The sequence below is a fragment of the Dyadobacter sp. SG02 genome (assembly GCF_900109045.1).
In the GTDB taxonomy this organism is placed as follows: Bacteria; Bacteroidota; Bacteroidia; order Cytophagales; family Spirosomataceae; genus Dyadobacter.
On the sequence record NZ_FNYL01000001.1, the window covers coordinates 778939 to 801842 of the forward strand.

The following is a 22904-nucleotide window of genomic DNA, read 5'->3' on the forward strand; positions in this document are numbered from 1 at the left end:
CGGCACGGAAGTACAAACTTGGCATGTTTTTTGGGTTTAAATCAAATGTAAAGCTCAACTGCGTTCCAACTTTGTACTTCCGATGACGAAATCACTTCCCATATTCATCCTCGTTTTTTTCTCCCATTTTCTATTTGCCCAAACCGGCGGCATCAAACCGGTACCGCTCAAAGACGTTAAAACTACCGACGGTTTCTGGCACGATCGCGTCGAGCTGGCGCGCGGCGTAACGATCCCGCATGCATTGCATCAATGCGAGGAGTCGGGCCGGTTTGATAACTTCGCAGTAGCCGGTGGTTTGAAAAAAGGGGTATTTAAAGGGGCTCGATTCGACGATTCAGATGTCTTCAAAGTCGTTGAAGGTGCTTCTTATGTACTTCAAAATCAATATGATCCTAAACTGGATCACTACCTCGACTCGCTGATCACGCTCTTCGCCGCCGCGCAGGAGCCCGATGGTTATTTGTACACGATCAGAACCATTAACAAGGATACCACCGGTTCCTATGACTGGATCGCGGGACCTTACCGCTATTCCTTCGAGAACGGCAGCCATGAATTGTACAATGCAGGGCATTTGTACGAAGCGGCGGTAGCACATTACGAAGCGACGGGCAAAAAGAATTTGCTGAATGTCGCCATCAGGAATGCCGACCATTTGGTTAAAACCATTGGCCCTAAACCCGGACAAATGGTGGTGGTACCGGGTCATGAAGAGACAGAACTCGCATTGATCCGCCTCTACCGCGTTACCGGCAAAAAGGAATACCTCGATCTTTCCAAATTCTTCATCGACATGCGCGGCCGTTCCGACAAGCGCACGCTCTTCCTCGACGAGCACAAGCTCGGCCCCTCCTATTTTCAGGACCAGGTACCGTTCGTGCGCCAGCGCGAGGCGGTCGGGCACGCGGTACGCGCGCAGTACCTGTACACAGGCGTAGCCGATCTGCTCACCCTCCGCCCCGACTCAAAAGACGAGACCGCCGTACAAGCCATCTGGAACGACGCCACCTATAAAAAACAATATGTAACCGGCGGAATGGGCGCCCGGGAGGACGGCGAAGCATTCGACAAGCCTTACATTCTGCCCAACGATAATGCCTACGCCGAAACCTGCGCCGCTATCGCGAATATGCTTTGGAACCACAAAATGTACCTCCTCACCGGCGACGCGAAATACATGGATGTGTTCGAGCGCGTGCTTTACAATGGTTTCCTGGGCGGAATGGGTGTGAAAGGCAATACATTCTTTTATGTTAACCCAATGTCGTCTAATGGTACCAACGACTTCAACAAAGGCTCTGGTGCCGTGCGGCACGAATGGTTCGGTACCGCGTGTTGCCCTACCAATGTCTCGCGCTTTCTGCCTTCCATGCCTGCATACATGTATGCGACTCAAGGTAATGCATTAGTCATCAACCTATTCGGCGATACCAAAGCGAACGTTACGCTTCCAAACACCCCGGTCCAAATCACTCAGCAGACCCAATATCCCTGGCAGGGAAACATTCGCATTCAGGTAGATCCCGAAAAGAGCGGAGCTTTTCCGCTGCATATCCGCATTCCGGGCTGGGCGAACGGTCAGGCGATTCCGGGGGATTTGTATAGTTATGAAGACAAACTCGTAAAACCGGTGGGATTGACCGTCAATGGCAAAAAAATGGACCCAACCATTGAAAACGGCTATTTGAAATTGAACCGTACCTGGAAAAAAGGCGATGTGATCGAGCTCGTGGTCGATATGCCGGTACGCAGAGTGATCGCCAATGAAAACCTGAAATCCAACCAGGGGAAGGTTGCCATCGAACGCGGGCCGGTACTTTACTGCGCGGAAGGCCACGACAATGGCGGCAAGGCCCTCGCCATGAAAATCTCCGGCACGCAGGAATTCACCCCATCGTACCAGAAGGAAATGCTCGGCGGCATCAATGTCCTGAAATCCAAAGAACAAAACATCACATTAATCCCCTACTACGCCTGGGCCAACCGCGGCGCCAATGAAATGACGATTTGGTTTGACAGGGAGTGATGACGGCCGTCATTACTCCCGCCCCATATTCTTTTGAAACGCCTCCAAATCCTTCAATTCCCCATCCATAATGAGGTTCATATCGCTGCCGTCCAGGACCTCGTTTTCGGATTTGATTTTGCTTTTGAAATAGAATGTAAACGGCAGTTCCTTGCCTTTGCCGATCATCTGCGCACCGGCCTTTATCACTTTCCCAAGACTTACCGAAAGCGGGATTTCATAAATCTCCGTGCTTTTGGCTTTCACCCTGGTAATACCCGTGACAGCGCCTTCCGCGAAGCGTTTTTGTTTACCCAAATCCATAGCATACCGCGGGTCCCGGAATTGGAGTGAAAACGTGTTCAAGTTCGTAACCTCGATTTTCACTACAATATCCGACTCTTTCAGACCCAGCTTTTTGAAATCATAACCCGCCATTTTGACCTTCGGAAGCCGGTAAAGCGGCAAGCGCTTATCCATATCGAGCACAAGGGAATCTTTTCCCAGAAATGGTTTTTCAAAATGCAGGATGGTTTTAAAATGATAATCGGCGCTATCCTGGCCTTTGGCAGCCTCCTCGTCTCCTTCCACGCGCAGGTTGCGGATTTTCACTTTCGCAGGCAGCGTTAGCAAAGAGCTGTCGGCCGCTTTTACTTCCAGCGGTTGGTTATAATGGTCCTCAACAATCGTTTTGCCATTCATTTTTACCACATAATTGAGGCGCTTCAAATGCATCCCCACCGGAAGCGGATTATACAACAATGTTTTGAGCTCCATTTTAATGGTACTGTCCGTCACGTCGCTGATGTGTGCGATACTCATTTCCACGTGTGGTTTTAATCCCGTGACCGCATCGGGTTTGCTCTTTTTGAAAAAGTACCAGATGGCCACGGCGATGCCGAGTAGCAGGAGAATGATGATGACTGGTTTAAATGGTTTGCTTTTGCTCATGGTGTCAGTCGGTTGATATGCCCGTTGTTCAAAAAGCATTCCTACCCCTTTCCCACCCCTGCCACACGTATATGGGTAGGAATATCTTCAAGCACGGGGCTGAGATTTGCTGCAAACGGCATTATCGGATTGGTATGGGTTTTTAAAAAGGATCCCGCAATCGGATGGCGACCGCCATCACTTTCAACAAAACAACGACCATTAAAACTACATGATCATGAAAGCGACAAAAAGTAAAACAAGTCCCAAGAAAATTACCGAATCGGATAGCACTAAGCTGAAAGAATTATTTGTAGATGGTCTTAAAGACATTTATTGGGCTGAAAAGAATCTGGCAAAAGCGCTTACAAAAATGGCCAAGAATACCACTTCCGAAGAGTTAAAGGCTGCATTCGAACAACATACTACTGAAACCGAACAGCACGCAGCACGCGTGGAAGAAATCTTTGGCCTAATCGGCGAAAAAGCGCAAGCCAAAAAATGCGCGGCGATGGAAGGGCTCATCGAAGAAGCGAACGAAATCCTTGAAAGCACCGAAAAAGGCACGATGGTGCGCGACTGCGGATTGATTATGGCCGCCCAGAAAGTGGAACATTATGAAATCGCATCGTATGGTACACTGCGCAACATCGCGCGTACACTCGGGCATTCCAACGTCGCTGATCTATTGCAACAAACGCTTGACCAGGAAGGGGAAACCGACCATAAGCTCACCGAACTGGCAGAAGCCTACGTGAATGAGGAAGCAAGTGTAGAGTAAAGGCTTCTGCCTTTTATAAAAGCAGAGAGGCGATCGGGATTCCCGACCGCCTCTTTTGCATTCAATATATACATCTACACCAGATTCAATTTGCCATGATCCCCACCTTCCGGTGTGCTGCCCGTGATCACCGCTTTGAGCATCGAAAAGAATACGATCATTTTGGAAGATGTACTATCCCAATAGGCCGCTTCTTGTGTGGTAACCCTGAGAACCGCGAGATCCGGGTCGTCTTTTCCCCCCGGAAACCAGGCTTTCGTCATTACATTCCATAGTTCTTCCTTACGGTGTTCGCTCTCCACGATCGACGCCGTGCCCGATACGCTCAGGTAGGTATTGTTTTTAGGGTCCGAATAAATCAATGTCACCGGATCACCTCTGCGTGCGTCTCTCACTAATTCTGTGTGACGGCTTGTGAAGAACCACACATTACCTTCGACATCGATGTCCAGCGTCGTCATCGGCCTCGATACGATCTTGCCGTCTTCGATGGTCGTGTACATGCAGAACCGGATGTCCTCCGCAAGCGATTTTAGTTTCTTAACAGCCTGATTATCTTCAAAATCCTTTTCCATAACGGTCGTTTTTAGATTTGTTGAAATTTTCGTTCGAATCCAGATCTGTAAAACAACCGTTCCAAAGATTACCTGACGAGGCCACTGTTGGCGGATCTTTTCGCTCATTTACAACCGAACGCCCGCCACGCCTTGCATTAAAATTCCAGGCGGTAATTCAGGATAGGCAGCATGCCTGTCTGGGTGATCAACTTTACCCGGTCCTCTTTCTTGTTGTAATAGCGGTCGAACGCATTCAGCCTGTTGGTCACGTTCTGAATATCGAGTGAGATGGTCGAGGTGGTGCGCTTTTTATTTTTGGTGTAACTCACACGCAGGTCGCCACGGAAATAGGCGGGCAGTTGCTCCGAGTAGCTTCGCGACCAATCCCGTTCCGTGCGGCCTTTCTCTCTCGACTTTTCCAAATCGATCGGTGTAGTACGGTTACCGCCTGCTGCGAGGAGCTTGATGTTCGCTGCGAAAATATTGGTTTTGCTTTTACCGACGCGCCATTCCTTACCCGCGAGGAAGTTTTGCACATATTTACTATTGAAACGGCTGTCGCGCTCGATGCCATCGCGACCGGTGTATTTGGACTGGTACAATGAAGTCGTGCTCATGAGGTAAATACCGGCTGTCAGCGATTTCTCGACGGTCAGTTCCAAACCGTAACTGCGTCCTTTACCGTCACTCGTCAGCGAATCGCTCACGAAACCGCTGATCTCGTTCAGCTGCGAGTTGTGGAGCAAATAGGGCGTCGTGGTATTCGGCGGGCCGATAGGGATATTGTAATGGTGCTGGTAATAGGTCTCCGCAAGCACCCGCCAGCTCGCCGACGGCCTGAACTCATAGCCCGCCACCAAATGCGCCGATTTGGTGAGTTTGAGGTTTTTGTTGATCTGATCCGTCTTGTCATCCGACACCTTTACCTGGGCCATGTACATGGAAATGGATTCCGTTTTGCTGTGCAAACCTGCCCCGAAACTCACCGTCGAACGCGGCGCTACCGCCCAGCGCACACCCACACGCGGTTCGATCGAATATCGGTTGTTCAACGCCAGCAGCATGCCATGCAAACCTGCATTCAACGTAACGGTAGGCGTTAAACGCGACTTCCATTGCGCATATGCCTGAAACAGCTGGGTATTTCCTTTCCGGTCCACATTGATTTCATAGGGACCGTCTTCATTATCTTTGTCGTACAGGTTGAAATCCAGGTGATTGATGATCACGCCCAGACGCACTGTGTTGCGCGCATTCAGCTTGTAGTTATATAAAGAAGAGAGCCTAAGCGCTTGGTTTACAAATTTCTGCTGGTAGGTAGCATCGATATTTTTGTCATAAAAATCACCCGTCTGTGTTGTCGCAGAATAAGAAACGATGTTTTCCATATACGACTTGCTGTTGATATAGCGGAGGTAATTGACGCCTACCATCCCACGGTTCGACTTGAAAGTTTCCTTCCAATCGTCGTCGTCGACCTTGGACGTGCTGATGCCGCCCATTCCCCACACGCTCACCACCACCTTGTCGTCGTAAGGAATATATACTTTAAAAGCGCCATCCTGAAAATCAATCGAAGCATCGCCATTAAGATTAACGCCGATCTTGTTAAGAACCGACAACGTAGAATAGCGGTAATTAGCCAGATAAGAAGCGCCGCCTTTCGGACCAATGGGGCCTTCTGCTGCAAAGTCGAGCCCGAGAATACCGGCCTGCATCGCGTATTCACGTTTTTCATTATTCCCTTTTCTGAGTTTAAGGTCAAAAACACCGGATGTGGCATTACCGTATTCCGCGGGAAAGGCGCCGGTGAGAAAGTCGGAATTGCCGAGCACATTGGCGCTCAATGCGCTGATGCCCCCGCCGCTCGCCCCTTCCTGCGCGAAATGGTTCGGATTAGGGATTTCAACGCCCTCCATCCGCCATAGCATTCCTTTCGGACTATTACCCCTGATAATGAGCTGATTACTACCATCATCGGTCGCCGCTACGCCGGCAAACGACATCGCCATCCGCGCCGGGTCGTTTACCGATGCCGCGAAACGTTTGGTCTGGTCTACGGTAAAGGAGCGCCCGCTCACACTCACCATATCGTTCAAAGGCGCGCCATTCTCTTTCTGCGCCTTCACAACAACCTCATTCAGAGCACGGAACGACTCAGTCAGTTTGATATTCAATTCGACTTCCTTCCCCGAGCCGACATTGATCTCCTGCACGAATGCATCGTCATAACCTATGCTGGTGATTTTAAATGAATGGCGGCCGACAGGTACTTTCTCGATGCGGAAATTCCCCTCCGTATCGGTCACGCCTCCGATAATAGGCGTTACGGATGTCACGATCACATTCGCCCCGATCACAGGTTGCTGCGATTCGGTATCAATGATCCGTCCTTTGACGGTCTGGGCAGGCTGGGCAAAGGCCAGGGCGCTCACGGCCCCGGCCATTAAGGTCAAGATAAATTTTTTCATGGCTGGTTGTTTTGCAATTCTGACAACTCAGCCGGTGGGTACCCTAAAAGTTATTGGAAAAATTTTTGAACGGGGGATTTTTTGACCGCCGACCATGGACCGCCGGTCCTAAACCACCCATTCCTCCAACCGATACGCGCTATCCCAGAACATATATTCCAACCTCGACGCCGTCACATATGCCTCGATCATCTTTTTGCGCGTCGCTTCTGAGGCATTCTCGGCCAGCTGATCGCAAATATCCAGCGCCTTCTGTACGGAATGGGCGAAATCTTCTCCTGCGTAGGCATTGATCCAGTTTTGATAAGCATTCGGGCCTGTCTGGTTGGCGTAAATGTAGTCGCCGACTTGTTTGTAAATCCAGAAGCAGGGGAGCAATGCGGCCACTGTCACTTCGTAGGATTCGAATGCGCTGGTGGCCATCAGGTAATTGGTATAGGCAAAACAGCCCGGCGCTTTCCCCGATTGGGAATCGATCACGTATTCTTTGAAATAACCTAAATGCAAAGCCCGCTCTACGAGAATGGCGTTTTGAGCAAATTGGAGGAAATCGAGCAGTTCGTGGCTGTTACCGGCTTTGGTGCCGGCTACGGCCAATGCGCGGGCAAAATCGGCGAGGTAAAGGGAGTCCTGGTAAATATAGAATTTAAACTTTTCAAGCGGTAATGTACCCTCTTTCAGCTCCTGGTTGAATGGATGTTGTTGTATTTGTTCAAATATTGGCAGCGCTTCGGCCCAGAGCAGGTCGGTAAATTTCATGATATAATCTGCATGGAAAGTGGTGAAAATGAATGGTTCAGCGGCCCGGGCCCGTGACCCGTAACAACGTTCTTACCTTCGCGGATAGCGCCGGCGATGTATTCCTTGGCGAAAATGATCGACTCCGCCAGCGAATTGCCCTTGGCAAGGTAGGTAGCAATGGCCGACGACAATGTGCAGCCCGTACCATGGACATTCCGGCTATCGATATAATCCGATTCGAGGATCAGCGGCTCCTGCCCTCGCTGCGCCAGGACATCGTAAATCGTCGGCGCTACCAGGTGGCCTCCTTTCAGCAATACCGCTTTACAGCCTCTTTCAACCATCTCCGTCGCGGCACTCTTCATCGTCGCTGGGGTTCGGATCTGTCCACCGATGAGTATTTCTGCCTCGTCGAGATTGGGGGTAATGAGGTCGACGCGAGGGAAAAGTTCGTTCCAGAGCACCGACACCGTCTCATCCTGAATCAGTTTGGAACCGCTGGTAGATACCATCACCGGGTCAAAAACGACGAAAGACGGCTGGAAGCGATCGAGCGCCTCCGCGATTATATATGCTACTTCCGCAGTATTGACCATCCCGATTTTTACAGCATCAACCGTAATATCCTCGAAAACAGCCTCCAACTGTTCCTGCAAAAAAGCCGGCGGCACCGGGTGAATGGCCCGCACGCCCTGCGTATTCTGCGCAGTGAGCGCGGTGATGGCCGAAGTTCCGTAGGCTCCCAGCGCGGCGATCGTTTTGAGGTCGGCCTGAATGCCTGCGCCACCTCCGCTATCGGATCCGGCGATGGTTAATACAGTTGGATAACGGTTCATAGGAATGTGGTTGGTGGTGTTGGTTGGGTGTGGTTGGGTGTGGTCGGGTGTGGTCAGGTGTGGTCAGTTGTGGTCGGGTGTGGTCGGGTGCGGTCAGGTATAGTCAGGGGTTGTCAGGTATGGTCAGGTATGGTCAGGGGGTGTTGAGGGTTGGCCAAAGAATGGCGTTCTGAATGGTTTTTTTCAGCTCTCTTGCCGCTTCTCGGGGAGACGGGGCGCTGCAAATGGCCGATACGACGGCAATACCGTTCGCGCCGTTCAGCACGGCTTCGCGCGCATTGCCTGTGTGAAGCCCGCCAATGACGACCAGCGGATGCCGGCTTTCCTGCCGCGCCCATTGGAGCCCTTCGAGTTCCCAGGGTTGTTCGGTGTCTGTTTTGGTAGGTGTAGCAAAAAGCGGGCTCACGGCGAGGTACGACAGGTTCCAATGCTCCGCTTCGAGCAAATCGGATTGCTTTTCGGCCGATAGTCCAATGATTTTGCCCTCTCCAAGCAACCGATGGGCCGTTTGAAAAGGCATATCGCTCTGCCCGATATGCACGCCGTCCGCATCCACAGCTAATGCTACATCAACGCGGTCATTAATGATCAAAGGGACATTATAAGTTTCCAAAAGGTCCTTCAAGCGCTTGGCCCGATCGATGAATGCACGGGTCGAAAGCGACTTTTCCCGCAATTGCACCATCGTAACGCCTCCCTTCACCGCCTCTTCCACGACCCAGTAAAAGTCGCGGCCAAGGCATGCAGCTTCGTCGGTTACGAGATATAGTTCGAGATTTAACATTACATTTCTCTTTTTTAATGCCGTCAGGCATGTGATATAGGCAGCCAATTATGCCGCATCCAGTTCAAAAATGCCCTTGGGCATGCCGTCCCTCACGGGATTTTCAAACATACGGCAGCAATCTTCGTCTACCAATGTTCCTTCACTATTATTCAAATTTAACCTTGCTCAACTCGGCCAAATGCGCCGGGCTTACTTCTGCCAATTTATCTAAAAACGCGATCTGAAACGAACCGGGTAATTTCGTATTGCGGTAAGCCAGCTCCCCGCAAACCCCCATCGTAGCCGCCGCCGAAACCGCCGCTTCGAAGGGATCGCTGCAAATGGCCGCGAATGCGCCGGCGATAGCGGACGCCGAACAGCCCATACCCGTTACTTTCGTCATCAGCGGCACGCCATTGGATACCCAGCCTGTGCGGCTGCCCTGTACGATCACGTCTACCGCCCCGCTCACGCTCACCACCGAACCGAAGCGAGCGCTCAATGCGCGTGCGGCGCCGATACTATCCGTCGAATCTACGGTGCTGTCGACGCCTTTGGTTTGGATACTGGCTCCGGCCAATGCGAGTATTTCGGAACCGTTACCACGGATAATCGTCGGCGGGGCGGTTTCCAGGAGTTCGGTCAGCACTTTGTTGCGGTAGGGCGTCGCGCCCGCGCCTACGGGATCGAGAATGATCGGTTTGCCAAGTTCGGCCGCCTTCTTCATCGCCAGTTTCATCGCTTCCACCCAATGCGCCGAAAGCGTACCGATGTTGACTACCAGCGCACCAGCGATCGCCACCATATCCTCCACTTCCTCCACCGCATGTGCCATCACCGGCGACGCCCCCACTGCGAGCAATGCGTTGGCCGTGAAGTTCATCACAACGAAATTGGTAATATTTTGCACCAGCGGGGCCGAGGCACGCAGTTTTTCGAGGTTTGTTTCCAGTTGAATAGCCATCGTTACTTTTTTTGGGGAAAAGGAGGAAAGGGAATGGAAATGTAGCCCTTCCTCCCTTCGACATCACCGACGAATGTAGTAGTTTTGGGTGGTTATCAAAAATCCCCACACTCCCCTGATCATGATCAAAGCAGCAATTTTCGATATGGACGGCCTGCTCATCGACTCCGAACCAATGTGGACGGAAGCGGCGCGTTCTGTCATGCAAAAAGTCAATTTTGAAATCACCGAAGCACTTCGCTTACAGACTACCGGACTGTCCATCAAGCTGTTTCTTGATTTCTGCCACCAGATCCAGCCCTGGAACACACCCTCTTTCGAAGAGCTTGAAACTGAAATACTTGAAAAGGCACATCACGATATTCTGGCTAATGCCGAAGCCATGCCCGGTGCCATTACGCTGATCAGGGAATTGAAAAAACAGGGCCTGAAACTGGCGGTCGCCTCGGCCTCGCACATGGACCTCATTGAGGGGGTATTAAAAAGACTGGAAATTATTGACTATTTTGACACCTGGCATTCCGGCGAGTTGGAAAAGTACACCAAGCCCCACCCGGCGGTATACCTAACTACCGCTAAAAAACTCGGTGTTTTGCCCGAAGAATGCATTGCTTTCGAGGACTCGCACGCGGGGCTACGCTCCGCGCATGCAGCAGGTATGATCACGATTTCGGTACCTGCGGCGGAAGTTTTTGAAGATAAAAAGTTTGATATGGCACATTACAAGATCCCGTCGCTCGAACAATACATCCTGAGCGAAATGTCGGGTGTGCCGCAAAGTGTGATCGAAAACTAAACCTCGACCCTATTCCCGCTTACCCCGCATGATCGGACTCCGGCATTTCAGTATTATGATTATGATCAGGATAATAGTGATTGTCCTGAGTGTCATTGCCCTCGCCTGGCTGGCGTCCAAGCATACCAACGAAACGCTGGTGTACATCCTGGGTACCATTTTCATATTCGTACAGGGATCGCTGCTGTACCAGTATGTCACGAATGTGAACCGCAAACTGACCTATTTCCTCGAATCGGTACGCTATTCCGATTTCACGATCAATTTCCGCTCAGACAACAAAATGGGCCGGACGTTCAAGGAGCTTAACCAGCAGTTCAACGAAGTCTTGCACGCGTTCAGGCAGGCGCGCGCGGAGAAAGAGGCCAATTTACAATACCTCAACACCATTGTCCAGCACATCGGGACGGGCCTCATTACTTTCGATTCCAACGGGCAGGTCAACCTGATCAACAATGCGGCATTGCGCATGCTGGGCATCTACCGCCTGCACCAGCTCAGCGAGCTCAAAGAAAGGCACCCGCGCCTGTATGAGCTGCTTTCCGACCTCGATACCGGCGTCCGCGACCTGTACCGCACGCCTACCGACCAGCCGCTCGCATTGCAGGCAGCCGCCATTCAGCTGCGTGGGATGTGGGTTAAAATTGTGGTATTACAAAACATCCAGACCGAGTTGCAGCAACAGGAGATCGAATCCTGGCAAAACCTTACCCGCGTGCTGCGGCACGAGATCATGAATTCCATGACGCCTATCGTATCGCTCGTAGGCACCATGCGCCTGATCGTGAACGAGGATATCGAGAAGTCAACGAACGATCAGGAAGCTGTAAACGACTTAAAAGAAGCATTATCGACGCTCGAAAAGCGCAGCAAAGGCATGATGCAGTTCGTAAACGCCTACCGCGATTTCACGACGTTACCCAAGCCGGTTTTCGCCAGTCTGGAAGTTGCGGAGCTTTTGCAGGAGGTAGTACAGTTGCTTCAAACAGACCTGACTCAATCCGGTGTGCTCTGGAAATTGTCCGTAAAACCGGAATCGCTCACCGTCAAAGCCGACGCGAGCCAGATCCAGCAGGTATTGATCAACCTCATCAAAAATGCCGCCGAGGCATTCTCCCACCAGACCGATCGTCTCATTACCCTCACGGCCTACCAGATCGACGGGACCGTCATGATCGAAGTGGCCGACAACGGCGACGGTATCGAACCCGAGGCATTGGAGAACATTTTCATTCCTTTTTATACCACCAAAAAAACGGGCTCCGGTATCGGATTAAGCCTTTCTCGCCAGATTTTACAGCAACATAACGGGCAACTGAATGTCGAATCGCAGGTTGGGAAAGGGACGGTGTTTACGTTGGTGTTTTAGGACCTCCGGCCCGACCATCGTCTATGGTCAAAAAGCCCATTCCGTTGCAACCTTCCCCGCCACCATATTGTCCTGCAAAAAACCTAAATAACAACCCGATGAAAAAGTATGTATTCGTGCTTTTTGCTGCGATGGCGGTGGCCTGCAAAAGTACCGGTGTGGATAAGAAAGAGGATGGTATCAAATACAAGGAAACCGTTGTACTGAACGACATTCCAGTGGCTACGCTTACGTTTTTCGAGGTGGAAGACAGCCGTTGTCCGGAAGGCGTGACGTGTATCTGGGGTGGTCGGGCGGCGGTGGATCTGCTGCTTAGCGGGGTTACTACCGAGGGAGGCATTAAGGAACACGTCAAAATGTGCGTCGGTACCTGCGATGCATCAACGGGTTCGGATACATTGGAAAAGACATTTGCGGGACAGAAATACAGACTTGTCCTCAGTGCCGTCAATCCTTATCCCAAGTTCGGGGATTCGACCAGAACCAAAGAGAAATATTCGATCCAGCTGAAAATCGAGAGAAAATAGCCTTCTAACAGGCAATGCAGAAAAAGGGAGGCCCGACAGCTTCCCTATTTTTGTGCCAGTTTACTTTGCTTGTAACCGTAACTGAAATAGATCACCAGACCGATCGCCAGCCAGATCACGAAGATCAGCCAGTTGGAAGCGCCGAGTTCGGTCATGAGGTACAAATTCGTCAGGATTCCGGCCACGGGTAATGCGGAGAAATTATGCTGGTAGCTCAAAATCGAAAGCGTGCACCAGGTAATCCAAAAAATAATGGTCAGCAGCTTATGCTCCAAAATTTCGGTGAAACTGAGCATCCGCCATTCGAGAATTATACTTTGTCCGTAAGTAAGAATCCCCAGGATCGCCAGGAAGAACAATAGGCCTACCAGATATTTGCCATTGATATACGGCACCCGGAATTTGGAACGGGCCGAAATGCCTTTGTGATCGAGGTACAGCACGCCGCCGCACACGAGGATGAATGCAAAGAAAGTCCCGACGCTCGTCAGGTCGACGAAGAAATCCATTTTGAAAAATAATGCAGGAATACCGACCACAAAACCGGTTACAATCGTCGCGAAAGATGGTGTCTGGTATTTAGGATGGATTTTGGCAAAACGTTTCCAGAGCAGTCCGTCACGGCTCATAGTCATCCAGATCCTGGGCTGCCCCAATTGGTACACCAGCAATGCACTCGTGATCGCGATCACCGAGCTTACGGAAATAACGCCCGCCATAAAATCCAGGCCATTCTTTTGGAATACAAATGCCAGCGGATCGCTCACTTTCAGCTCCGTATAGTTCACCATCCCGGTGAGTACCAGCGTAATGAGAACATATAATACGGTACAAATAACGAGGCAATAGATCATCGCCTTCGGCATATCCTGCTGTGGATTGCGGCATTCCTCGGCAGTGGTGGAAATGGAGTCGAAACCGATAAATGCGAAGAACACCGCCGCCACGCCGCTCAAGACGCCTTTCACACCATTAGGCGCAAACGGGGACCAGTTTTCAGGTTTTACATAGAACGCGCCTGCGAGAATGACGAGCAATACGACCGCCACTTTGAGCACCACCATGATATTGCTGGCCGTCCTGGACTCGCGTATCCCGATGTACACCAATGCGGTTATGAGCAACGTCACCAAACCGGCAGGCAGATTGAGCAGGATATGAATATCTCCGATTGTCGGGGCAGATTCGTATGCCGCCGCGGCAAAACGTTCGTAATCAGACAACTGCGCCGCACCCGCGCTCTGCAATTTCAGAAAAGCTTCCCGCGCCGATTCGCCGTTGATCGTAAGCCAGCCCGGCAATGTAATGCCGAAACCTTTGAGCATGCTCACGAAGTATTCCGACCACGAAATGGCCACCACCATGTTGGAAACGGCATATTCGAGGATAAGCGCCCAGCCGATGATCCAAGCGAACAGCTCCCCGAATGCGACGTACGCATACGTGTACGCGCTACCGGACACGGGCACCGTGCTCGCAAACTGCGCGTATGAAAGGGCGGTGAACACACACGCGATGGCCGTGAAAACAAAGAGCAGCGATACCGCCGGACCACCATTGTAACTCGCCAGACCGATGGTACTGAATATCCCCGCGCCTACAATGGCCGCGATGCCCAGCGATACCAGGTCGCGTACTCCCAGCACTTTGGCTAGCCCTCCCTCGTCTCCTGCATGGGCGTCTTTCAGAATCTGGTCAACGGTTTTTTTTCGGAATAGCGGAGAATTCTGGCTCATGCAGGCGCGATTTATCAGGTATCAGTTTGTAATAAGCAGGGCTAAAAATAATGATATTCTAAAACGATCCCGGCATCCCCTGAAAATTTGTTCCTTTTATCCCAAAAAATCCGTAGAAAATTCTTCGATAGCGAAATCAAACAGGGAATGATTGCGTTATCGAACTAATCCCCGTTACTCCGTTCCACCAATCCGCCCATGAAAAAAATCACTACCTGCTTCATCAGCTTCATCCTGTCCATTCCATTCATTGCGGCCCAGGGCGTTAAATCCTATTCCACCGCCCAGGCACATTCGCACAATGATTACGAACGGGCGCGGCCTTTCGAGGATGCCTATGAGCAGCAGTTCGGATCGGTGGAGGCTGACGTTTTCCTTGTCAACGATACCCTTTTTGTTGCCCATAACCTGAAAGATATCCGCCCTGGCAGGACTTTCAGCGCACTGTACCTTCTTCCGATCCTTCAAAAAACAGAGCAGAACAGTGGCCGCATTTACGCGCAGGATAATGTTCCGATGCAATTGCTGATCGACCTCAAAACGGAAGGCGAGCCGACGCTGGCGGCGCTGATCAAGGTAATGGAACCGCATAAGGACCTCTTCGCGCCGACGGGCAGTGTCAAAGTCGTGGTAAGCGGCAATGTGCCCGATCCATCGCTTTTCGAGAAATATCCCAACTTCATCTATTTCGACGGCCGTCCCGAGAAAGTTTACACACCTGCGCAAATGGCGCACGTGGGGCTGATCAGCCAGGCATTCCAGCAGTATTCCAAATGGAACGGCGAGGGGCCTATTCTGGAAAAAGACAAAAAGAAGATCCAGAAGATGATCAACGACGTGCACGATCTTGGCAAAAAGGTGCGGATTTGGGCCACGCCCGACAATATCAATTCCTGGAAAACCATGATGGCCCTGGGCGTCGATTACCTCAACACCGACAAAGTACGCGAGCTTGGCGACTATCTTCGTACTGCACCAAGGTAGTTTTGCAAAACAAAATACGGCATAGGATAATTTATCAGTAGTATCAAATGGCTTTGGGAGAGTTATAGACTATATTGTACTGTCATCAATTAGTCAAAACTTTCCTTCATGTCTGCCGAACAAACCGCTGCGCTCAAAAAAGTCCTCAAACCGATCCACCTCTGGGCCATTGCCGTCGGGCTCGTGATTTCCGGCGAGTATTTCGGCTGGAATTACGGATGGGGCGTATCGGGCACCATCGGCTTCCTGATCGCGACGCTCGTGGTGACGGTCATGTACGTGACATTCATTTTCAGCTTTACCGAGCTTACTACCTCCATTCCGCAGGCGGGCGGGCCATTTTCCTATGCCTACCGCGCGTTCGGCTGGTGGGGCGGGCTCATTGCCGGCTATGCTACGCTGGTGGAGTTTCTGGTGACGCCTCCGGCCATTGCATTCGCGCTCGGGAGTTATACCCATTTCCTTTACCCGAACCTGCAAGTACTGGAAGTTGCATTCGCGTGCTACGCCATTTTTATTGTAATTAATTTATTGGGTATCAAAGAGTCGGCCACTTTTTCGCTGGTCGTCACACTGCTGGCGGTGGTGGAACTGCTGATTTACATTGGTATCGTCGCCCCGCATTTCTCCTACGACACGTTCGTTTCCGAACCGATGCCTTTCGGATGGGCCGGTGTATTTGCCGCATTGCCGTTCGCGATCTGGTTCTACCTCGCCATCGAGGGCGTGGCGATGGTAGCCGAAGAAGTGGAAGACCCGAAACGGACTATCTCGCTCGGCTACATTTACGGTATCCTGACATTGGTAGTGCTTGCGCTGGCGGTGATGGTATTCACCGGCGGTATCGCACCATGGAAAGAATTGAGTGACATCGACTATCCCTTACCGGCCGCATTAGGCATTGTACTCGGCCGCGACAGCGGGCTTACCCAGCTTTTCGCCAGCCTGGGCCTTTTTGGACTGATCGCTTCCTTTCACGGCACGGTGATTGGTTATTCCAGACAAATTTATGCCCTTGCACGTGAAGGTTACCTGCCTTCATTCCTGGGCAATGTAAACGCGCGTTTCCAGACGCCGCATTGGGCGCTCGTCGCGGGCGGTGTTGCAGGCTGCCTCGCATTATCGCTCGGCACTACCGATCAGGTGATTATCCTGGCCGCATTGGGTGCGGTGGTTATGTACATTATCAGTATGATCGCACTGTTTGCATTGAGAAGCAAGGAACCTGAGCTCGAAAGGCCGTTTACGGTACCTTTATTCCCCTGGTTTCCGGCCATCGCCCTGGTAATTTCGGGGCTATGCCTTATCGCGATCGTGTATTATAACTGGCTGCTAAGCCTCTGGTTTTTTGGCGGATTGGCGGTTATCGCCCTGTTTTTCGGGATCACCGGTCGCCACAAAAAGCTGGAAACGTTGCAACAATCAGAAGAAGAGCGTCACGCCTAATTTGGCAAAAAACGGTGTGCCGGGCGTGAAATGGATTTCTTCCACCGGCTCGGCTTCATCTTTCAAACGGCTTTTCGTCGCGAACTGGGTTTCCTTCCATTTGGTATTGAGCAAATTCTGCACCGAAAGGCCGACGCTGTACCTGCTTTTGGTGTAATTCAACTGCATATCCGTCACGAAATAGCCTTTCGCAACAATCGAATTGTCCTCGTTGGCTGGCCGGTTGGCAATGTAACGGTAGCGAAGCGAACCGTTCAAGCCATTGGGCATTTGCAGCGATAACCCACCCGCGGAGGTAAATACCGGTGCCAATGGCAGGTAGTTCATACCTTCCATTTCCCCGACAGCCCTGGGTTTCGCCGTATTGAAGTCGGCGTCGGCATAAAGCGTTTTGGTAAGCTGGTACCGAACCGACAAGTCGAGCCCCTGCCTGCGCGATTTCCCGCTCGGCTCCACCACGCCCGCGTCGCCCACGTACACGAACTCCTGCTGCATCCACAAATACCACGCAGCCGCATTAACCACCATTTTCGGGAACGGCTTGAAAATCACACCCAGGTCGGAGCCATATGCGCCGGGCAAAATCTGCTTACCACCTTGTGGTACTACCACGCGGGTATCGTTGGAATGAAAGCCTTTTCCCGTGTTCAGGTACAGTTGCACGTTGGGGTTAAATGTGTAGTAGAAATTGAGTTTGGGCGAAACAATGGCATCGCTGGCGTGCTGTTTAGTGACAGGCTGACTAAGCAGGTCCTCATATTGATCCCTGAAATAATCCACCCGAATACCGGCATTTACAGAAAACCGGTCGGTAAGGCGCACTACCTCGTCCAGATACACCGCCGCATTCAATTCATTGATATTCCCCAACTTGTAATGTTCAAGGGTTTCAGTCCGGTTTTTGGTGTGGGAAAGCTCGGTGCCGCGGGTGAGATCGTGCCGGTACTGGACGCCCAGCGTGGTTACCCAGTTGGTTTTCCCAATGAATGATTCTTTTGAAATACTACCATTATAACCGTACAGATTGCGCCGCTCTTTCTGCCGGATCTGGTCGCCGTTCAGGGAATCTTCGAGGAAAAATGTGAAGTTGGAATACAGTTCAAAATTGTAATTGCTGTAAAAAACCTGATTTTTGATCACAAAATTGCGGGGCGTGACAGTTACAAACTGCGCATTGAAATTGGTGCGGCTCGTTTCCCCGCCTTCCGTAGGATCAATGGAGCCATAAAAACCGATCAGCCCCGATTCGATGGCACGGTCCGGGACTTGGCCGGAGTGGTTCCATTTGCTCCAAAAAGTAGAGCCGGTCAATGTCAGGTTGGTATTGGGCGTAATGTGGCCGTGGTATTTACCCACCACATTCAACCGGTTGAAATTTTGCGGATTATCGAAATAGGAATTGGTGAATGAATACTCCGAAGCAATGTATGCCGACTGGTTCTTCTCCCTGCCTTTTTGCCCGAGCAGGTCAATGCCCGCCACGGCGCGGTACGTATCGAATTGCCCTGCTTCCAGCTTCACAAACGATTTTTCCAACGCATCCTTCGTCCGGAAATCGGCCCAGCCTGCGGTACTGAAATTTCCTTTATCAGTCGTGTACGTGCCTTTTTTAAAATCAACTCCCTTGACCAGCTCCGGTATCACGAAATGCAGGTCGGCGTAGCCCTGCCCGTGCGCGTGCGAGACCATATTGACCGGCATGCCATCGACTGTCAGCCGGATATCCGTCCCGTGATCGATATCGAAACCGCGCAGGAATATCTGCTCGGCCTTTCCGCCGCCAGCGTGCTGCCCGATAAACAGCCCCGGCACAATGCGCAGGATTTCCTGCGAGTTGGTGATCGGCCGCAGCTTGATGTCGAGACTGCTGATCAGTTGCTGGTCATGTGCGCGCCGGGTAGAAACGGTCACTTCGCTAAGTTCTACATTGGCACCGGCCAGTTCTGTTTTCAGGAAAGCTGTTTCGTCGGAGGCGACCGTCACCTCAACCACCTGCGCAGTGAAACTCACGTGCGAAAGCTCGATCTTGTACTTGGCCGGGACCAGGTCTTCGAAGCGGTATTGCCCGAGTTCATTGGTCACCGTGGCTTTACCGCTTCCGGAAAGCAGCACGGTCACATCTTTGAGCGGTAGCCGGGTCGACTGATCGTACACCACACCCGAAATACCTCCCAGGTGGGCAAATGCACGCAGGCCGACGATCAGAAAGCAAAAGAGGAGCGTAAATTTTTTCATGTAAAAACAGTCAATAGTGGTCGCGGTTCAGAGTACAAATCTAGGATTAGTTTTTTTGGCTTGTGCCAGCAAACGGCTTCCCTGCGCCTTATCGCCCGTAGCAACCGCAATGGCGCTTGCCACTTGAAGCAATTCAGGGTCACGGCTGCCGGTACTTAGCGCTACCTCGATATGCTGCTTGGCCTTGTCATTGTTTTTGCTTTTGAAATAGGCCGCCGCCAATGCATGGTTTACATCGATATTCTTCGGCCGTTTGGCATACTCCTTCAAACCGAAGGCAATAGCAGAGTCCAGCTGGCTTGTTTTCGTATACAATTTACAAAGTTCCAGGTCTACGGCATGTCCCGAGCGTGCGTCCTCGTCCAACATTTTTGCCACTTCCCGGTATTTAGCATTTGCTTTTTCTTTATTACCCTGCAATGCATAGATATCGGCCATTTCTTCATGAAAAGAAAATTCGGGCATTACCCTGGCAGCCTTGTCCAGATCGGCCAATGCCGCATCATATTGCTTCGCGGCCTTATGTACCTGTGCGAGCCCGCGTAATGCGAAGGCGTAGCTCGGGCGCATGGCGAGGATTTCTTTGTACTGGATTTTGGCCTGCTCCAACTGGCCGGTGGTTTCGTACAAATGTCCCAGCGTGTTTTTGGCCCAGCATTGCGGTTCCGACCCCGGCAACCCTGCTTCCACGGCCAGTTTCATAGCGGCAATGGCGCCTGGATAGTTGCCATAAATCTCACGCAAATAAGATGCCCGCGAATAGGCTTCCAAAGAAGGTTTCAGCGCCTGCATTTTGTCGGACATGGCTACTGCTTCATCATAATTACCCAGTTCCACATTCGCATCCACGAGCACGCCGTATACGTAGGCATTGCTCGGGTTGATCTTCCGGGCCTGTTCGGCCAGCTTTCGTGCCTCTGCAAACTGGTGCTGCGACATTTTCACAGAAGCCTTGAAAGTGGTAGCTTCGAAATTCTTCGGCTCGATCGCCAATACGTCATCGAGTATTTTCAACACCGCAGGATAATAGTAAGGGTGCTCGCCGGTAATGCGGGCTTCCGAAAGGTAAATGACGGCTACTTGAAGCCGCGGTTTGACGTCCGAAGGATTCTCGCTGATCTTCTGTCTCAACTCCTTTACTTTTTCCTTCGTCTTCGGCCATTCTGCGGCAGCTGCCAGTTCGCCCTGCCTTTCATATAATGCAGGAATTTCCGTCGAAACTCCCGCGGAGGAATTTGATTTCTCTACTGGTTTACCGCTTTCCTTTTTTTCACCACAACCCCAAACCGCCACCAGCAATGCTACAAATATCATTGAAAAGTAAGTTTTCATAAGGCTTTCGAATTAAATGCGGAAGGATTTAAATAGATGTGTTAAATGGTACGGAATAGTACGCCGCTGTCATGTCGAGCGAACCGGGTCGCCCGGTTCGCTCAGCCTGACAGTTTAGATTATCTTCTGAGAATTTTTACTGTATAACGGTCGTCGGCCGTCGTCACCCGCAGGTAGTAAATACCCGGCTGGCCATTCAGCTTCACAACCCGTCTTTCGTTCGCGATCGCTTTGCCGATATGCTGCTGACCGATCACCTGGCCTTTGCTGTTGGCCAGATCGAGGCGTACCGCTTTGCCGGCTGCGCCTCGGATTTCGATCACGACGTCCTCGCTGGTGCTTGGGTTACCCATTACCACCGCTTTGAGTGAAACAGCGGATTCATCCGATTCCGGCGCGGCCTGCCGCATATTGTTTTTTCCGCAATAAGCCCGGAAATCGAACTGCATAGTCACTTCCGACGAAGGATCGCCCACGTACCGCGCTTTCAGCCAGAGTACGCCGCTACTATTGTTATCCTTAAACAATTCCGGCTCTACCATTCTGCTCACGGAAGTGCCCCAGCCACCATTCACCACGCCTGCGGCCGAATACTCGACGGTATTGCCCGCCACGCCGCCGGTATGCCCGAACTGAAACCCGCCGGTAAGGCAATCGAAATTCTGGATCGTTACGGCCAATGGCTCCATTTCGCCTGGTTTAGGACCTTCGTAACTCGGTCCGCGGAATCCTGGCCATGGGTTTTGCAGGTACGGGAAGTTCCATTTCAGCGTGGTGTCGTTTTTGGTCACACCCGCATTGAACGACAGCACGTTAACCAGTTGCGGCGTCACGGGGCTGGTAGAGGTTCCCGGCACGAAATCGTCGTACCACAACCCTACTGCTGCCAATACCACACCGCCCACGGCTTGTAATTCAATGGTCGTTACATCGTCTTCGAGACGGCGGCCATTCGGGAAGCCGTCCATATTGGGAATCCATTGCAAATCCTTGTTACCATTGTAAGCCGGGTCCGTAAGACCTAGCGCCGCCGCCTGAACGAGCCCTAATGAGCTGAATTTAGGATCGTTACGAGGCGTTGCGGGAACAGCCATATTCAACCGGAGCCAGTCACCGAGGGTAGGCAGGAAGTTGTGGATAAATGGTTTACCTGCTGCCAGTGGGTTTCCTTCTTTGCCGGTCGCCAGTTGGTATGGAGGCAAATTCGGTACGCCGGTATAGAAGATAGGCAGGATATCCACCGCTCTCGGACTGGTCGCATCAGGTAGCAACACACTTCCGAATGCAGCTTCTGACAATGCCGTTCCATCCAGCGCCGGGTTGCCTTTCAAGCCATACAAACCCATTTTACCATTACGAAAATCGAACGAACCCAGTGATTTGCTTTGAATACGCAATGCAGAAAGGCCGGGAACTGCACCGCCAAACTGCGAGTCGTCCATATACAATGCCAATTCAGGATTGGTGAAGTATTTGGCAAACTGCAAATCATTGGCAGGGGAAGTCGCATTCCATTTGTCTTTCATGCCGATCGGGATCACAGCCTCGTTGGTGAGCGGCATGCCCAGGCGCGAAACCTGCACCCAATCGCCGTCGTAGCCCACGTCCGCACCGCTGTAAAGTGTCGTGATTTTTCTGCGGCTCGATGAAGCATACACGCCGATCACGTAGTCGGGATCGAGGATATTACTTGCTTCGGCCACGGTTTTGTGGCCTTTTTGCAAAGTAGCCACCGGCACCTCGATCACGATCGAATGGCAGTTGAACTTGGCCACACCATCGCGCGCACCCGATTTCCTGACATTACCGAGGTCGAAAATACCGCCCAGATCCACAAAGAAAGGGTCATCTACCGGCCCTGCGAAGATTTTCTCACCGGTACTGGCCGTCATAATGGCCTTGTCCACCAATGCATTATACTCCGAACCTAAGCCTACCGGCGTGCTGTTGATCGACCGCGGGCCGATATTCGGAGGCGGTACGATGCCGTTCGACACGATGGTCGAGAAACTGTGGCCGCCGTCGGTACTGCGTTCGCAGGTGTAGGTCGTTTTCAGGTTTTCCTTGCCAAGACGGATCAGGAAAAATGTGGACGGGTCCTCATTCATTTTCTTGAATGTAAACCGGTAAATAATGTCCGCCCCCGGCGTTCCCGCGTTGTTGTCGACGTGGATTTCGTAGCGGATATTTTCACCAAATGAATACCAGTTAGGGCCGCCCGCGGGGTGTTCGAAAGGAATGTAATTGGCGATCAGCACAATGTTTTCCTTGTTCACCGGGCTTTTGAATGCGTATACATCGGTATTGTCGGCAAGCGGGTCGGTCGAAATCAGCGGCGCTTCACGGTGCGAGGAAGCCATTGCCCGCGGAGCCCCTATACAAATGACCGCCAGTAGCCCGATCAGATAAAGAAGATTTTTCATAA

18 protein-coding genes are annotated in these 22904 nt (G+C 51.6%); 7 read left to right on the top strand and 11 right to left on the bottom strand.

Going from position 1 to position 22904, the window contains the following annotated elements:
* The first annotated feature begins 82 nt into the window (after window positions 1–82).
* On the top strand, window positions 83–2029 hold the full coding sequence (locus BMW93_RS03230) for a glycoside hydrolase family 127 protein (protein WP_090373724.1): 1947 nt from the start codon (window positions 83–85) through the stop codon (window positions 2027–2029).
* Window positions 2030–2041: 12 nt separating this feature from the next.
* On the opposite strand, the gene BMW93_RS03235 is transcribed toward BMW93_RS03230, so the two are convergent.
* A complete protein-coding gene (locus BMW93_RS03235) occupies window positions 2042–2959 on the bottom strand; it encodes an LEA type 2 family protein (RefSeq protein ID WP_090373725.1) in 918 nt (305 codons plus the stop codon).
* Between the two features lie 217 nt (window positions 2960–3176).
* Between BMW93_RS03235 and BMW93_RS03240 the strand changes: the two genes are divergently transcribed.
* Entirely contained in the window at window positions 3177–3719 is a 543-nt protein-coding gene (locus BMW93_RS03240; RefSeq protein WP_090373886.1) for a ferritin-like domain-containing protein, read from the top strand.
* Between the two features lie 74 nt (window positions 3720–3793).
* On the opposite strand, the gene BMW93_RS03245 is transcribed toward BMW93_RS03240, so the two are convergent.
* The 6 genes from BMW93_RS03245 to thiM all read right to left on the bottom strand — a co-directional run bounded on the left by BMW93_RS03245 (window position 3794) and on the right by thiM (window position 10054).
* Window positions 3794–4294, bottom strand: a complete 501-nt coding sequence (locus BMW93_RS03245; protein WP_090373726.1) for a pyridoxamine 5'-phosphate oxidase family protein — start codon at window positions 4292–4294, stop codon at window positions 3794–3796.
* Window positions 4295–4431: 137 nt separating this feature from the next.
* On the bottom strand, window positions 4432–6747 hold the full coding sequence (locus BMW93_RS03250) for a TonB-dependent receptor (protein ID WP_090373727.1): 2316 nt from the start codon (window positions 6745–6747) through the stop codon (window positions 4432–4434).
* Between the two features lie 108 nt (window positions 6748–6855).
* On the bottom strand, window positions 6856–7506 hold the full coding sequence (gene tenA / locus BMW93_RS03255) for a thiaminase II (RefSeq protein WP_090373728.1): 651 nt from the start codon (window positions 7504–7506) through the stop codon (window positions 6856–6858).
* On the bottom strand, window positions 7503–8324 hold the full coding sequence (thiD, locus tag BMW93_RS03260) for a bifunctional hydroxymethylpyrimidine kinase/phosphomethylpyrimidine kinase (protein ID WP_090373729.1): 822 nt from the start codon (window positions 8322–8324) through the stop codon (window positions 7503–7505). The genes tenA and thiD overlap by 4 nt, the downstream gene beginning before the upstream one ends.
* 133 nt (window positions 8325–8457) lie before the next feature.
* On the bottom strand, window positions 8458–9108 hold the full coding sequence (gene thiE / locus BMW93_RS03265; RefSeq protein WP_090373730.1) for a thiamine phosphate synthase: 651 nt from the start codon (window positions 9106–9108) through the stop codon (window positions 8458–8460).
* A gap of 148 nt (window positions 9109–9256) precedes the next feature.
* Entirely contained in the window at window positions 9257–10054 is a 798-nt protein-coding gene (thiM, locus tag BMW93_RS03270) for a hydroxyethylthiazole kinase (protein ID WP_090373731.1), read from the bottom strand.
* 121 nt (window positions 10055–10175) lie between these two features.
* Here thiM and hxpB point away from each other — a divergent pair, with 121 nt between their 5' ends.
* From hxpB to BMW93_RS03285, 3 genes are all read left to right on the top strand, one after another.
* Window positions 10176–10850 (top strand): hexitol phosphatase HxpB, encoded by a 675-nt coding sequence (gene hxpB / locus BMW93_RS03275; RefSeq protein WP_090373732.1) that lies wholly within the window; start codon window positions 10176–10178, stop codon window positions 10848–10850.
* Window positions 10851–10905: 55 nt separating this feature from the next.
* Window positions 10906–12219 carry a PAS domain-containing sensor histidine kinase gene (locus BMW93_RS03280; protein WP_229240189.1) on the top strand — a complete coding sequence of 438 codons (1314 nt, stop codon included), beginning with the start codon at window positions 10906–10908 and terminating at the stop codon, window positions 12217–12219.
* A gap of 98 nt (window positions 12220–12317) precedes the next feature.
* Entirely contained in the window at window positions 12318–12746 is a 429-nt protein-coding gene (locus BMW93_RS03285) for a hypothetical protein (protein ID WP_090373734.1), read from the top strand.
* A gap of 44 nt (window positions 12747–12790) precedes the next feature.
* Here BMW93_RS03285 and BMW93_RS03290 read toward each other — a convergent pair whose 3' ends face one another.
* Window positions 12791–14482 (bottom strand): amino acid permease, encoded by a 1692-nt coding sequence (locus BMW93_RS03290; protein ID WP_090373735.1) that lies wholly within the window; start codon window positions 14480–14482, stop codon window positions 12791–12793.
* Between the two features lie 198 nt (window positions 14483–14680).
* Here BMW93_RS03290 and BMW93_RS03295 point away from each other — a divergent pair, with 198 nt between their 5' ends.
* Both BMW93_RS03295 and eat read left to right on the top strand, forming a co-directional pair.
* Complete coding sequence (locus tag BMW93_RS03295) at window positions 14681–15466, top strand: phosphatidylinositol-specific phospholipase C/glycerophosphodiester phosphodiesterase family protein (RefSeq protein ID WP_090373736.1); 786 nt, start codon at window positions 14681–14683, stop codon at window positions 15464–15466.
* 108 nt (window positions 15467–15574) lie between these two features.
* Complete coding sequence (gene eat, locus BMW93_RS03300) at window positions 15575–16912, top strand: ethanolamine permease (RefSeq protein WP_090373737.1); 1338 nt, start codon at window positions 15575–15577, stop codon at window positions 16910–16912.
* On the opposite strand, the gene BMW93_RS03305 is transcribed toward eat, so the two are convergent.
* The 3 genes from BMW93_RS03305 to BMW93_RS03315 all read right to left on the bottom strand — a co-directional run bounded on the left by BMW93_RS03305 (window position 16889) and on the right by BMW93_RS03315 (window position 22902).
* A complete protein-coding gene (locus BMW93_RS03305) occupies window positions 16889–19147 on the bottom strand; it encodes a TonB-dependent receptor (protein ID WP_090373738.1) in 2259 nt (752 codons plus the stop codon). The two genes, eat and BMW93_RS03305, sit on opposite strands and share 24 nt — an antisense overlap.
* A 27-nt stretch (window positions 19148–19174) precedes the next feature.
* Complete coding sequence (locus BMW93_RS03310) at window positions 19175–20479, bottom strand: lipopolysaccharide assembly protein LapB (protein ID WP_229240159.1); 1305 nt, start codon at window positions 20477–20479, stop codon at window positions 19175–19177.
* A gap of 119 nt (window positions 20480–20598) precedes the next feature.
* The gene (locus BMW93_RS03315; protein WP_090373739.1) at window positions 20599–22902 is read right to left on the bottom strand and encodes a DUF4331 family protein; all 2304 of its coding nucleotides are present in this window, start codon (window positions 22900–22902) and stop codon (window positions 20599–20601) included.
* Window positions 22903–22904: the final 2 nt, after the last annotated feature.